Raw genomic sequence first — 13,615 nt, forward strand, 5'->3', positions numbered from 1 at the left:
CTCAGGCTGTATGTTCAATACCTTATTGATTAGATGAATTTAATACATTCAATGAATCAGTTAGTACCGAATTACACTTTACAGGATCAGGGTTTTTACTGCGAACGGCAGCTAGAACACTATCGATGGTCCCATCAATTTGGGTCCATGTTTTTCGATCCATTTTTCTTAGCATAGGCTCTGACTTGTCCCAGTTATGTTCCAGATCGTCGGCTCCAGACTTTGCAGACTTCCAGTCCTTGCTACTGATACTATTCTGAATGTTATTTTCAGTCTGTATGAAATCATTTAATTGTCCGCTCAAGGTTGTTTGAGACGAATTCACTTCCGGTACAAGATTATGATTTGACCAACTATACCCGCCAATTCCTACGGCTAATAATACAACGATTGTCGTGATGGACTGCATCCACACCCTTTTTACTCCCGCATGTTGATCATTACTTTTAACTCCATCGGTTCTCGGGATTAAATCAAGCTTGGTTACAGATAATAAAAGGATAACCGCCAATATAGCTATAAGAAAAATGACGCTTGTTATTGTAGCGCCTAACTCCAAGCCGCCATTTTTCTTCGACTGGGACAAATAATCTCCTAACGAAGCCCCAAGCGGTCTAGTCAAAATATAGGCAATCCAAAATGCCAAAATCTCATTCAGCTTTAATTTCCATGCTACGAAAATACAAGCAATGATGACGATAACGATAATGCCTGTTTTTAGATACCCGAGGCCGAGCTGCTCCGAATAAAGATCTCCTACCGCCGTGCCTAATGCAAAAGTAAAAAGAATGGTTAGCCAATAAAAAATTTCTCTTTTAAACGTATAAATCGAGTGGATCGATAATGTTTTTTCGCTAGCGTACCAGGATAGAAATGTTACTGCCAATAAAAGAGTGAAGATGATTGTACTTTGTTCAAGCGGCACTCCCCATCCGTCTGTCATATTGTCGGTTATTAAAGTACCGAATACACTGATGAGAACAACGGTAAGCCAATAAATAAACGGGTTGTATTTCGATGATTTAAACTGAATATACAACACAATTACAAATGCAACACCCATAACTAAAGTAGTGACCGGAAGACCCAAGCCTACATTAATGCTTAGAAAGTCCGAAAATGTTTCTCCTACTGTGGTGCATAATACCTTGATTAACCAGAAAAAAATGGTAACTTGCGGTACCTTGCTTAAAAGCTGATTATGTTCTTTTTGTAACACAGCCATTCACATACCCCTCTCAAGTGATAACGAGAATTTATCAATTATTTTGCTTCTGTAGGATAGCGTAAAAAAATGAAAATTTTATTAACTGGTTATTAATATCAAAATAACAGGTAAAAATATGATGCACCGTAGGATCGAGTTAATATTTATTTAAGATTTATTTCACATCGGCTTAATGGGATGTGAACTATAATGACATTGACCTTTTCTCCGGTTCAAATCAAGGTGTCACCGATGATAAACCATCCCATACTTTTAAGACGGACAATTTAGCTAATGAACTTGTAAAGCACGGCTATTCATTTGGAGGTTATTCTGAAGGATTGCCTAGTGTAGGGTTTACCGGGCCGTATGACCTAAAAACTTTGTATGCTCGTAAACATAACCCTTGGGTTGATTTCACAAACGTTCCCGCGAAAGTAAATATGCCGTTATGGTTGGGCAAAAAATTAAACATCAAGCCTACATGAACAAAACAAACCATTATAATATGCTGCGAACTATCGAAGACTTCTATGGATTACCGGCTCTTGGTAATAGTAAAAACGTTAAGCCCATAAATGTATGGAAATAAACATTTTTTTGATCCACTGTTATTCAAAATAGATAAATACTTCATCGCATAATCGTGTGAAGATACCATGGTTCAAGCAGCGACCCAGTTGGTACCTCTCAGCCATCTGGAAGTGGAAACGTTTTTCATTGATTTGCCAGGAAAGCCACCACTTTTTATAGATTTTTGTTACGGCCGAGTGACCGACGACGTTGTGAATTCGCCGCCATATGGTAGTGCATAGAAGAGTTTCAATAATAAAATTATAGTGCTTGTCAACTTACAAACAGCCGATGAACTTACATCGGCTGTTTGAGCGTCTATTAAAAGAAGAAGGAAAGATTTAAATAAGCGATAATAAAGTTGAGACTGTACCTAATGTTCAGAAATCTATACAATCTAAGATATTTTTCTTTCTATACTGCAGTTATTTCCACTGAAAGTTGACATTAAACAAGCATGCTTTGCGAATGCCTATTATACAAAAAAGCCCGAATCCACAAGGGATTCGGGCTTTGACGTCATAATCAATTTTAGTGACATTTCATATTGCAGAATGTGACAAAAGATATTACAGCGGACAGTGTGTGTCCGCCTCCGGTCTTAGCTTCTTTCTGAATTAATTACACTTGCTATAGCCGCAATTGCTGCATTGCTTGCAGCCTTCGATATTGATCAGCGAAGCTGATCCGCAGGACGGGCATAAGTCGCGCGAGGTCACCTCGCCGTGCTTATGCGAATCCTCTGCGGCAGGTGCTGCAGCGAAGGCTACAGCCGGAGCCGTTTTAGCCGGTTCATACGCAGCCGCCTGCTCGTTCGTGCTTTCGATATGAATCTCGAGCGCCTTCGCAACCGCGTCCGCGATGGATTCTACGCGATTTGCTCCAAAGCCGATGGCACCTGTGCCGCCAATGCCTTTTAGATGCTTGATAAGCAGCTTCACTTTGTTGCCGTGATCCCCGTAACGGAGGAACAAGGAGCAGACGCGGCCAAGCGCTTCCGCCATCGCGAATACGTCGGAGCCGGCTTTGCCTACGTTCAGGAAGATCTCGCCCGGAATACCGTTCAGATCGTTGATCGTAATATAGGCCATGCCAAATGGCGTGTTTACTTTATAGGTTGCCCCGCGAAGAATTTGCGGACGGCGTTTGTACTGCTTGTCGAATTCCTGCTCGACCTGCGGTGATACCTTTGCGTTAAGCGTCGTATTGAGCGTCTCAAGCTTATCTTCCTCTTTTACCGCTTCCACAGCCGCAGCTGCTTCGACCGCCGCATCCGGCTTCGCATCTTCCTTTTTCGTCGACAATACCTGAACGTCCCGACTGCCGTCGCGATAGATCGTAACGCCTTTACAGCCCAGATCAAACGCCATCTCGTACAGCTCTTTCGTCTCTTCAACCGTAAAGTCGCTTGGACAATTCGCCGTCTTCGAGATCGAACTGTCGACCCAGCGCTGAATCGCCGCTTGCACGCGGATATGATCCTTCGCCGACAAATTCATCGCCGTTACGAAGTAATCCGGCAGCTCTTCGCCCGGATGGGCGTCCTTCCATGCCTGCGCGATTGGCACCAGCTGTTTGTCGAAGCCGAGACGGCTCTGACGGAAGTACTCGAATGCAAAATACGGCTCGATGCCAGTCGACGTACCTACCATCGTACCGGTGCTGCCCGTTGGAGCCTGCGTAATAACGGTCACGTTGCGCATGCCTTTGGCCAGAACCGCTTCGCCTACCTCAGGGAATTCCGACACCATGTTTTTCATAAACCCGCTTTGGAGGAACTTCTCTGCGTCAAACGCTTCAAACGAGCCTTTCTCCGACGCGATCTGCGCCGAGGCGAGATAAGCCTCCCGTGCCATAAAGCCATATATTTTATCGAGGAACAGAAGCGATTCCGGGCTGCCGTAACGGACGCCCAGTTTGATCATAAGCTCGGCAAGACCCATCGTGCCAAGGCCAACGCGGCGCTCCTTCTTCTGATTCTTCTCATTCTCTTCGAAATGATATGGGGTTGTATCAATAACGTTATCGAGGAAGCGAACGGACCACTGGGTTACCTTCGCCAGCTCATCCCAATTCACGTCATGCTTGCTCTCATCGTAAAATTTGGACAGATTAATAGCGGACAGGTTGCAGACGCCCCAGCCTGGCAGCCCTTGCTCGCCGCACGGATTCGTGCAAATAATCGGGTTGAAATACCAGCTGTTCGACATCTGGTTGTAGTACTCCATAAAGACGACGCCTGGCTCAGCGGATTTCCAAGCCGATTCAATAATCGTATGCCATACGTCGCGTGCGCGAACCGTTTTATAATGGACAACCTTCTTGCCAAGCTTCTTCCATGCTTCCAGATCGCCGTTCCACAGCTCGTCGTAATCGGTTTCCTTGGTATCCGGGAATACAAGCTCCCAGTCCAGGTCTTCCTTCACGGCTTTCATAAAAGCATTGCTTACGCATACCGATAGGTTTGCATTCGTCACTTGCCCCATCGTTTGCTTGACGGTAATGAAATCAAGCACATCCGGATGCCAGTCGTTAATCATTAGCATGAGCGCGCCCCTGCGGCTTCCGCCCTGTTCAATCAGGCCGGTCGTATAGCTGAACAGGCCTCCCCAGGATACGGCACCGCTGGAGGAGCCGTTAACGCCAGCAACAACAGCCCGTCTAGGACGCAGCGAAGACAGGTTGATTCCCACGCCGCCGCCGCGCGCCATGATTTCCGTCATCTCCGACAGAGTTGTCATAATACCGCCGCGGCTGTCCTTCGGCGAAGGAATTACGTAACAGTTGAACAGCGTCAATTCGTCGCTCGCGCCGGCGCCGGCAGCAATACGGCCGCCAGGAACCAGCTTCCAGTCATCCAGAATGTAACGGAACCTTTCCGTCCAGGTACTCCGATTCTCTTCGCCTTGCTCAACGCCAGCCATCGCACCGGCTAGACGGTCCCACATCTCTTCCGGAGTCTTTTCTATAGTAAGCGTGAGTTTCTCCACGCTGGATGTTACGGTATCTCCGCTTCTAAGCTTGACGGTCACTTCGTCGCCTCTGCGTTCGATGACCTCCCCAACCTCTTTGGCCGGGAATTTTGGATCATCCTTCGTCAGGACCAGTACGACATCCCCTACTGCCGTATTTTTTGTGTCCGCGTTTTTCCAAGCATAACGGTCTAAAAATATTTTTTCGCTAAGTCCTTCCAATTTCTGCGTCATTGCCATCCGATTGGTCCTTCCTCCCATGTCCCTTATATCGCATACACACCTCTTATCGCATGTGTCGGGCACCATATATTGTGTGTACCACTTATTATACTATACTACATATCGGTATCCACAGCTGTTTTTACCTATTTCGCCGCTTTTCTCCGCTTACATTGGCTATTCTCTTTCTAATGCTTGTCTTATCGCTAATTTTACTGCTTATTTACTAAGATTTGATGAAAAAGGCCATACTAGTGACAACTATCTCTATTCGCAAAAGGAGCTGCCTATCGTGACCTTTACTATGAATGATCAGGCGAAATTGAATCCCGCCTCTACGGAAGCTAATATGGTCCGGCGCAAGCTTCATCCGCTTGTAGACCTGCAATGTGACCGCACCTGGTTCGATGAGCTTCAGAACCGGGTCGCCAAGAATGGTCCATGGGACGATTGGACGCTCTATCAGCTGACGATGGAAGCCGAGCAGGCCAAGCGGGTCGACAGCTTCGAACAGCTGCAGTGCTTGCGGACGCTCCCCTCCTTCGAGCCGATGCCGCATCAGGTGGACACGGCACGCAAGGTTGTTCACGAGATGGGCGGCCGCGCTATTCTCGCCGATGAAGTCGGACTTGGCAAAACGATTGAAGCCGGACTCGTCATCAAAGAATACATGGTCCGCGGACTCGTCCGAAAGGCTCTTATTCTTGTTCCCGCTTCCCTCGTCTTGCAATGGGTGAGAGAGCTGAATTCGAAGTTTGGCATCTCGGCCGTCGCGCAGAAGAAGGAGCATACCTGGCAATACGACGTTGTGGTTGCTTCTATAGATACGGCCAAGCGTGATCCGCACCGCGAGATTATTCTGGGTCAGGATTACGATATGATCATTATTGATGAAGCGCATAAGCTCAAGAACAAAAAGACGACAAACTACCAATTTGCGCTCCAGCTCAGCAAAAAATATTGCCTTCTTCTGACGGCTACCCCGATTCAGAACGATCTAGATGAGTTATATAACCTTATTACGCTGCTTAAGCCCGGCCAGTTAGGCGGTCAAAGCGAGTTCGCAGCCAACTTCGTTGTCGACAAGCGTCTGCCGAAAAACGAAGATCAGCTGCAGGATGCTCTCTCCACCGTCATGATCCGCAACCGGCGCGGAGACGGCGGAATATCGTTCACCAAGCGAGTCGTGAAAAATATCCCGCTGGAGCTGTCTCCCGAAGAGAAGGCTCTCTATGACGCGGTGACGGCATTCGTTCGGGACCGTTACAAGGAAGACGGCGTCGATATGATGAGTATGCTTCCGCTTGTTACGCTGCAGCGCGAGGTTTGCAGCAGCCGGGACGCCGTATTTATTACGCTTGTTAATCTGTTCAAAAAAACGGCTGAGGATTCCCCTATCCGTCCGAAAATCTGGGAGCTGGTCGAATTTATCAAGCAGATCAAAGCCAATACCAAGGCTGAAAAAGTAATGGAGCTCATCCGGCAGATTAACGATAAAGTCATCATCTTCACCGAGTACAGGGCGTCGCAGGAGTATCTGCTGCAGTTCTTCCGTTCGCATGACATTTTGGCCGTGCCTTACCGGGGCGGCATGAACCGCGGGAAAAAGGACTGGATGATGGATCTGTTCCGCGGCCGCGCCCAAGTGCTTATCGCAACCGAAGCCGGCGGCGAAGGAATCAATCTGCAGTTCTGCCACAATATGATTAACTTCGATCTCCCTTGGAATCCCATGCGCGTGGAGCAGCGGATCGGCCGCGTTCACCGGCTTGGACAGAAGGAAGACGTCAAGATCTATAATCTGTGTACGCTCGGCACCATCGAAGAGCATATCGTGAACCTGCTGCATGAAAAAATCAATCTGTTCGAGCTTGTCATCGGGGAGCTCGATCATATTCTCGAACGGTTCGAATCGGATGCCGGCTCCATCGAACAGCAGCTGGCGCGAATGCTGCTCGAGTCCGAAGGAGACGCCGTTCATCTGGAGCAAAGGCTGAGTCATCTGGGCTCCACCCTTTCCAAGCTTCGTGATGAAAATGAATCGCCGGAGACGCCGCAAGGACCAACCATCCTGGCACAAATGACCGAACTAGGGCAGAAAGTCGAGGTGAGACCGTGAATTCGAAGCAGGTCCACAAATACGTACAACGGTTTCTTGAAGCCACCCAATGCTCGATATTGGAGAAGTCGCCTGCTCATTTCACGGTTAAGCTCTCCCCCGCTGCCGACCGTGAACTTACGAACCGTCCCTTCTACTGGAGCTTTGTTGACCGCACGGGCTCCGATCCGGAGACGATGACTTACTTGTTCGTAACGGACAAGGAGAAATACGAGGAGGAGCTTGCTGCTCCTCCTCCAACACCGGGTCCCGCAACAACCGCCGTGGATGCGGCGTTAAACCGCTCGTTCGGATTCGTGAACAACAATATGGCCAGCGGTATCCGTACCCCAAGGGAAGATCTCTATTTCGGCTCCCGCAAGCTGGAGCAGCTGTTCGGCGCAGCCAAAAACTCCGGCAGCTACGTGAACCTGTTCCAGGAGCCGGAACGGAGGTCCAGTACTCCGTTCCAATCGACACCCTACACCGCATGGCTCGGGGTCAATATGCGTGTCGAATTCGCCTGCGACAGGAAACGCGAGGAAATTCACAGCTACGGCGTCTCTCTCGCAACGGGACTCGTGATTGAGAACTTCTATGACCGCCTTAAAAATATGAAGCTTACGCCGCGGCTGCCATCGAATATCCATTTAACCCGCAATGGCCTGTCCCACGCCAAGGCATTAGGCGTCATCGAGACTTCGCTTGAACGCAAGCTCAGAAATTACGACTACACCTGGGCTTCCGATGCTGCTGCAAGGCTGGAGGAAGAACTCGATAGGATCCGGCATTATTATGATCCGATGATCAAGCACGCCGAGGAGGATGCCAAGGAAGCCATCGAGGAGCAATTCAACCAACGCCAGACCGAGATCAAATGGCAGTATGAGCCGCGGGTGACGGCTTCCGCCATTAACTGCGGTATTTTCCACTTGGAAGGCATTGAATAGAGACAATCAGACGGCATTCGCAGCAATACGCCAAAAATAGAACATCCGATTGACGTAGGCCCGCGACAGGTTCCAACAGCCTTCTGCGGGCTTGTCCAATATAATGAGACCATGTCAGAAACAGATGCAAAAGAAAGAAAGGATGTGCCAGGGTGAAAAAGTGGATTCGACAAACGGTTATAGCCGCATTGGTGGTGTCAACATTCCTTGTCACGGCTCAAAGCCTTCAGGCGGAATCAAACTCGTCCGTAACGGCTCAGCAGGAAACGGAGCTTCAATCCACCGTACGAGGCTGGATGGACGAGCTTGGGAAATTACCGGAGTTCAAAGCGTGGAGTCATGCCGAATTTACCGTGTCGCCTCTTGGACCCGGCACGCATAGCTGGATAGCGATTGTGAAGGATAAAGGTCAACCGGCCGGCTACCTGGTTATACAAGCCAAGGAAAATGGCGGGTTTGCGCTTGGGGAATACGGAACGGGGGAATACTTGTTTGACCAGTCAACGCTGCATCAATCCCTTGCGCAGCTGGAGCTTCTCTCCTCCTTGCCTAATACGAACCAAGCTTTATATATCCATCCGTTACTGGCCGTCTGGGACGTGAACGGTTCAGCGGAAAATACATATTTGGACGGAATGAGCGGTGAATGGCTGCCCCTGCAAAAATCAACGTTGGAGAAAACAGCCAAGGAAGAGAAAGGGCTTGCCGCACGTTACGCCCTGCAAGGCAACACCTTGATCAAAAGAGCCGTGAAAAGCCGTTCTTTCGATCCATATAGCGAAATGCCGTGGCTGACCGAAAAACCTATAACGGCATCCGCCGAGGATACCAGCATCGTGCTAAAAGCGTTAAGCTCCAAAACGCCTCTCCGTTTTACCGTAGAACGTTTTAATAAAGAGATGCTCTATGTGTGGTCGGTAACCGGGTATCACAGCTGGGGTGACGGCAATGTCTATGCCGCTCTGGAAACAGATGAGCTCGGCAGCAGCACAAGGTACATTCCCCTCAAGCTTCTAGCCGAGCTCGGTCACTTCTATCGCTAACGTTCCGTACGGCCTTTCCACCATTGTAATACGCTTGCCCCGCCATATCCGAACCAGCGCGACAGCCAATGCTCCCTTGCGGCCTTGGCTGTCGCTTTGGCCGCTTTTCGTTCATCCCTCGGCGTCTCGATGTAGTTCACAAATTCCACGGTCATATATTTAATCAGATCATGTCCATTTGCCACTGTTCGATCACCTCTTCGGTTTATTTGTTACTAGAAGTTTGCCCGGATTGTCCAGATCGTAAACATGCATGAGTTTTCCTTCAATAAGCCACGCTATCGATAGCTGCTTTGCACGCAAGTCTTGGCATATTGAAGGAGGAATTCAAATTGTTTGTCATGCGGGTTACCGTTTTTGTGCTTATCGGCTTGCTTAGTCTTGCGCCCCAGTTGTTGTCAGCTGCCGTTCCGGAAAACAAACAGCAAATTGCGCATGCTCCCGAAGACGGCTGGACAATGCCTTCGGCTATCGTGTTGATCGATGCCGGACACGGCGGGATTGACGGAGGCGCAACGGCCGGGAATACCTTGGAAAAGGATATAAATCTGGCCATCGCCCAAAAGCTGTACCTGCTGCTTAATAGCCAAGGCATTCCGGCCGTACTGAATCGTACCGGTGATTATGCGCTTAGCGAAGAGAACCGGTGGCATGTGAGCAGATCCCGTCACAAGCGCGATTTGTCGCAACGGCGCCAGTTAACCGATGAGATCGAAACAACGATGCTGGTTAGCCTTCACGTGAACTGGACCAAGGACAGATCCAAGCATGGCCCGCTTGTTCTGCACCAGTCTACAGGGGAAAGCGCGCTTCTTGCTTTTTGCATACAGGATACGCTGAACAGACAACAACAAACCGCTTTTTACCCTAGAGAAGGCAAGCCTTTCTATTTACTGCGCAAGGTCGATCAGCCTGCCGTCATTGTCGAGATGGGCTTTATCAGTCATGAAGGCGACCGCATGATGCTCACCGACCCTCGCGAGCAGCTCCGCGTTGCCTCGGCAATCGCCTCAGGGATTCGGCAGTATAAATGGATCACCCGATAACGAAGGAATTAGATCCGACAGCTTGACGAATTGAACCTGGCCGTCTGATTGCATCGCCGGAATGGATGCTTTGAGGACGGCTGCCGTTTTTTTGCCCGGAGGTCCAACATGGCCGATAACGATGCAAGTATCATGGGATTCCAAATGCTTCTTAGCGATCGTCATTTGTTTCGACACATGCTGCTCCGTATAGACATCATCAAGGAATACGTTGTTTGCTAGTGCCGGCACGCCAAGCTCCTCCGTTACTTTGGGTACAACCGTTTTGAAGGTCGTACGGCTGTCGAGGAAAAATAATCCCCGTTCCTTGCAGACCGAAAGTACGATGCGCATAATCCGTTCATCAGCAGTAATTTTGGAGCCCATATGATTGTTCATGCCTACCGCATACGGAACGTTATCAATGGCATCCTCTACCCGCTTCTTAATCTCGGCATCGCTGAGATCAGCGGTAATCGCTCCTGGACCCAGCCAATTTTTTTGCCCTTTATTAGGCTCCATCGGCATATGAACAATGACATCGTGTCCAAGGCGATGAGCTTCTTCGGCGTCCTGTTTGGTGGTTGGCATAAATGGCATAATCGCTACCGTAAATTTAACGGGCAGCTTCAGCATCTCTTCCGTGCCGTTCATTCCGTTGCCGAAATCATCGATTACAATTGCGAACTGTCTTGCGGACTTCGCTTGTTCTTCCTCTGCGGCCATCGCTTGTCCAGCACCGGCCGGCATGAATAACGCAAGTGCAATGATCCAAGTGACAGCTGATCTTTTCCGTTTGTTCACGTCATACACCCTTTCCCTTTTATCCCCTTCATTGTTTGTCCAACCGAGGAAAAATATGCTGAATTTTGCAACTTTATTGAATGGGTTGACGAATGAAACCCGTACATGCTACCATAAGGGACGTAATAAGGCATGCGGTCGTGGCGGAATTGGCAGACGCGCTAGATTCAGGTTCTAGTGGTGTAACAGCCGTGGAGGTTCGAGTCCTCTCGACCGCACCATACATAAAGGGTTCCAGCGCATGAGCTGGAGCCTTTTTCTTTTGTCTTAACTTGTTCTCAACAAATTGCTTGACTCTTCTCATCAGATAATGTTATGATATCTTTCGTTGGCAACAACATTTGCGGTCGTGGCGGAATTGGCAGACGCGCTAGATTCAGGTTCTAGTGGTGTAACAGCCGTGGAGGTTCGAGTCCTCTCGACCGCACCATACATAAACAGTCAAAGGCTTTGGTTAGTCTAGCGATAGACAACCAAAGCCTTTTTTGTGTACCTCACCACGCAAAAAAAAGCAGGAAACCCTGTGTAACAGAGTTTCCTGCTGGATGCTCTACTTATGCTACTCAGCAGAACCGCGTTCGCTTGAGGCAAGCTCAAAGCGGTAATTGCGGCTCAGCTTGACGACCCGTCTGTTATGACGACGGATGACAACCGATGTGTCATCCCAAGCTACAACGATTCCAATCACGTCGTTTACTTCCATCTCGTCCCGAACGACGCGAATCTTCTCGCCGCTTTGGCGAAATTGATCCAACTGCTCTTCACTAATCACCGCTAATCCCTCCGTGCGGACTAACCGACATGCTCCTTGGAATCATTGGTTTCATACCATTCATCGAGCACTCTTGAAGACATGACACGTTTTGCGATATATTCTGCCTGACGTTCCGTGAATTGACCTTTCCATTCCTCGCCGAGCTCATCGCAAAGCTTCACAATCGTAAGAAGCTCCGACCATGCAACATAACGCTTGTACCAGAAAAATTGCGGATGCTCAATCATATAAGGATACAAATCATCAAATTCCGTATGTTTGCAATCTAGCGCGCGTTCGAAGTGAATTTTCGCGTCACCCAGTTTCGCAGTCAAAAATTCAGAAGTTATCATTGCCGCTGCCTCCCCTCGGTTCCTTCACCCTCATTATAACTTAGTCGAACTGAATTTGCCCGTTTTTCAAAGAAGTAACATTTACTAGCGACTCTACCCGCACACCTTGCTCGCGAAGCGTTCTTGAACCGGCCTGGAAGGATTTCTCGAGAACAATCCCCATGCCTGCCAGCTTTGCGCCGGATCTCTCGATAATCTTGATCAGCCCGCGGGCCGCATCGCCGTTTGCAATAATATCGTCGATGAAGAGCACTTTATCCTCAGCCGACAAAAACTGCTTCGACACCATAATATCGGTCACCATCCCTTTTGTAAAGGACGGGACACGCTCCGAATAAGCATCCGGATCCGCGATTAAAGTTTTCTTGCGACGTGCAAATACAAGCGGTACGCCTAGTACGTACGCCGTAGCATAAGCAACGGGAATACCAGAGGATTCAATCGTAACAACTTTCGTAATTTTCTCGTCAGCAAACCGTTTTGCGAATTCATGTCCCATTTCCATCGTAAGAGCAGGATCGACCTGGTGGTTAAGTATGGAATCCAGCCGCAACACATCGCTTGAAAGTACCGATGCTTGCTCTAAAATTCGTTCTTTTAAAATATCCATCGTCATTTCCCTCCACCAAAATCTCTTTTCGATAACTTACCATAGGATAGGCAAACAACGCAACCCGGCTCTTTCAAATTTTTTATCGAAGCAGGAGAGGAATCATTTTATATAGAAGAGATATATAATGCAAAGCAACTTCTTCCAGATATGGACGTAAATAATGATAAGATTTCAGGACAAAAAGCGACCCAAAAGGAGCGCATTCGCATGAACAAGTCTAAGAGAACATACCATGCAGTAAAATGGACGGCCGTAATGGCCCTTTCCCTTATAGCGACAACAGGCTGTTCGAACACGATGAACACGGACACTCCATTAAGTCTGCAGCCGGCCGACCATTCGTCGGACACTTATCCAACGGGCGACAGTCCGCAGAAAACCTACTCTCAAGGGCAGGACAGCGGGAGATACGGCAAAGAGCCTGAAGCAAGCGGCGCAAATGCATCCGGCGGAGATACGAGCGCGGAATCCTCCGGCAAAAGCACATCGCCGTCCGGCACCGGCACGGCAAGCAAACAGCAGCAATGGGATGCCTCCCATCCGGTCATGCTCGGTCTTCAGATTGGCGATTCCAACACGAAAGTATCCGAGCGCTATGGCAAAGCAAATGATGTATACAGCCTGAAGGACGACTCGGAGACGATAGAGGTACACGAATACAAAGGGTTTGCCATAGGGATCAACGAAGACAAAGCGATCCAGTACATAGAGGTATACGATAAGTCGATTGCAACCGGACTTAGCGGCGTTCACGTCGAGGACAAAACGGAAACCGTGCTTAAAGCGCTTGGAAAACCAACTTCCCAGAACAGCTACATCATTACTTATCAAGGAAAAGACTCGCTGCTCAAATTTGATCTGGATCCGGATCATAACAAAATCGTTTCGATCAAATTGTTAGCCGGAGCTTAACCGGACCGCTTATCCGGAAGTTGCTGTCATGCCCGTCCCTCTTTGGACATACCTTCTTATATAGAAGGTTATTTTCGGGAGGACATGCC

Annotated in this window: 13 protein-coding genes and 2 tRNA genes; 8 read left to right on the plus strand and 7 right to left on the minus strand. The window is 48.7% G+C overall.

From position 1 onward, the window contains the following. Positions 1-22: 22 nt before the first annotated feature. On the minus strand, positions 23-1,225 hold the full coding sequence (locus WFJ73_RS09475) for a COG4705 family protein (RefSeq protein WP_336772784.1): 1,203 nt from the start codon (positions 1,223-1,225) through the stop codon (positions 23-25). Between the two features lie 182 nt (positions 1,226-1,407). On the opposite strand from WFJ73_RS09475, the gene WFJ73_RS09480 reads away from it, so the two are divergent. Next, on the plus strand, positions 1,408-1,695 hold the full coding sequence (locus tag WFJ73_RS09480; RefSeq protein WP_336772785.1) for an alkaline phosphatase family protein: 288 nt from the start codon (positions 1,408-1,410) through the stop codon (positions 1,693-1,695). Between the two features lie 702 nt (positions 1,696-2,397). Here the strand turns inward: WFJ73_RS09480 and WFJ73_RS09485 are convergent. Then, positions 2,398-4,992, minus strand: a complete 2,595-nt coding sequence (locus WFJ73_RS09485; protein WP_336772786.1) for an adenosylcobalamin-dependent ribonucleoside-diphosphate reductase — start codon at positions 4,990-4,992, stop codon at positions 2,398-2,400. Between the two features lie 331 nt (positions 4,993-5,323). On the opposite strand from WFJ73_RS09485, the gene WFJ73_RS09490 reads away from it, so the two are divergent. The 3 genes from WFJ73_RS09490 to WFJ73_RS09500 all read left to right on the plus strand — a co-directional run bounded on the left by WFJ73_RS09490 (position 5,324) and on the right by WFJ73_RS09500 (position 9,065). After that, entirely contained in the window at positions 5,324-7,093 is a 1,770-nt protein-coding gene (locus WFJ73_RS09490; protein WP_336773091.1) for a DEAD/DEAH box helicase, read from the plus strand. Then, complete coding sequence (locus WFJ73_RS09495) at positions 7,090-8,022, plus strand: YqhG family protein (RefSeq protein WP_336772787.1); 933 nt, start codon at positions 7,090-7,092, stop codon at positions 8,020-8,022. Before WFJ73_RS09490 ends, WFJ73_RS09495 begins: the two co-directional genes overlap by 4 nt. A gap of 152 nt (positions 8,023-8,174) precedes the next feature. Further along, positions 8,175-9,065: a hypothetical protein gene (locus WFJ73_RS09500; RefSeq protein WP_336772788.1), complete on the plus strand. Its 891-nt coding sequence runs from the start codon at positions 8,175-8,177 to the stop codon at positions 9,063-9,065. Here WFJ73_RS09500 and WFJ73_RS09505 read toward each other — a convergent pair. Next, on the minus strand, positions 9,062-9,250 hold the full coding sequence (locus tag WFJ73_RS09505) for a YqzE family protein (protein WP_336772789.1): 189 nt from the start codon (positions 9,248-9,250) through the stop codon (positions 9,062-9,064). The two genes, WFJ73_RS09500 and WFJ73_RS09505, sit on opposite strands and share 4 nt — an antisense overlap. Before the next feature lie 156 nt (positions 9,251-9,406). Here WFJ73_RS09505 and WFJ73_RS09510 point away from each other — a divergent pair, with 156 nt between their 5' ends. Further along, on the plus strand, positions 9,407-10,111 hold the full coding sequence (locus tag WFJ73_RS09510; RefSeq protein WP_442955939.1) for an N-acetylmuramoyl-L-alanine amidase family protein: 705 nt from the start codon (positions 9,407-9,409) through the stop codon (positions 10,109-10,111). On the opposite strand, the gene WFJ73_RS09515 is transcribed toward WFJ73_RS09510, so the two are convergent. Further along, positions 10,076-10,903 carry a divergent polysaccharide deacetylase family protein gene (locus WFJ73_RS09515; protein WP_336772791.1) on the minus strand — a complete coding sequence of 276 codons (828 nt, stop codon included), beginning with the start codon at positions 10,901-10,903 and terminating at the stop codon, positions 10,076-10,078. The two genes, WFJ73_RS09510 and WFJ73_RS09515, sit on opposite strands and share 36 nt — an antisense overlap. Positions 10,904-11,028: 125 nt before the next feature. Here WFJ73_RS09515 and WFJ73_RS09520 point away from each other — a divergent pair. Further along, positions 11,029-11,115 (plus strand) — tRNA-Leu (locus WFJ73_RS09520). A gap of 122 nt (positions 11,116-11,237) precedes the next feature. Then, positions 11,238-11,324: transfer RNA gene (locus WFJ73_RS09525), tRNA-Leu, on the plus strand. 129 nt (positions 11,325-11,453) lie between these two features. Here WFJ73_RS09525 and WFJ73_RS09530 read toward each other — a convergent pair. Genes WFJ73_RS09530 through WFJ73_RS09540 form a run of 3 tightly spaced genes read right to left on the minus strand, consistent with a single transcriptional unit; the run spans position 11,454 to position 12,611 of the window. Continuing rightward, on the minus strand, positions 11,454-11,666 hold the full coding sequence (locus WFJ73_RS09530; RefSeq protein ID WP_336772792.1) for a hypothetical protein: 213 nt from the start codon (positions 11,664-11,666) through the stop codon (positions 11,454-11,456). A gap of 20 nt (positions 11,667-11,686) precedes the next feature. Next, entirely contained in the window at positions 11,687-12,001 is a 315-nt protein-coding gene (locus tag WFJ73_RS09535; protein WP_336772793.1) for a hypothetical protein, read from the minus strand. A 40-nt stretch (positions 12,002-12,041) separates the two neighbouring features. Continuing rightward, complete coding sequence (locus tag WFJ73_RS09540; protein ID WP_336772794.1) at positions 12,042-12,611, minus strand: xanthine phosphoribosyltransferase; 570 nt, start codon at positions 12,609-12,611, stop codon at positions 12,042-12,044. A gap of 210 nt (positions 12,612-12,821) precedes the next feature. On the opposite strand from WFJ73_RS09540, the gene WFJ73_RS09545 reads away from it, so the two are divergent. After that, positions 12,822-13,526, plus strand: a complete 705-nt coding sequence (locus WFJ73_RS09545) for a hypothetical protein (protein ID WP_336772795.1) — start codon at positions 12,822-12,824, stop codon at positions 13,524-13,526. Positions 13,527-13,615 lie beyond the last annotated feature (89 nt).

The sequence above is a fragment of the Paenibacillus sp. MMO-58 genome (assembly GCF_037146255.1).
Taxonomy (GTDB): Bacteria; Bacillota; Bacilli; order Paenibacillales; family Paenibacillaceae; genus Pristimantibacillus.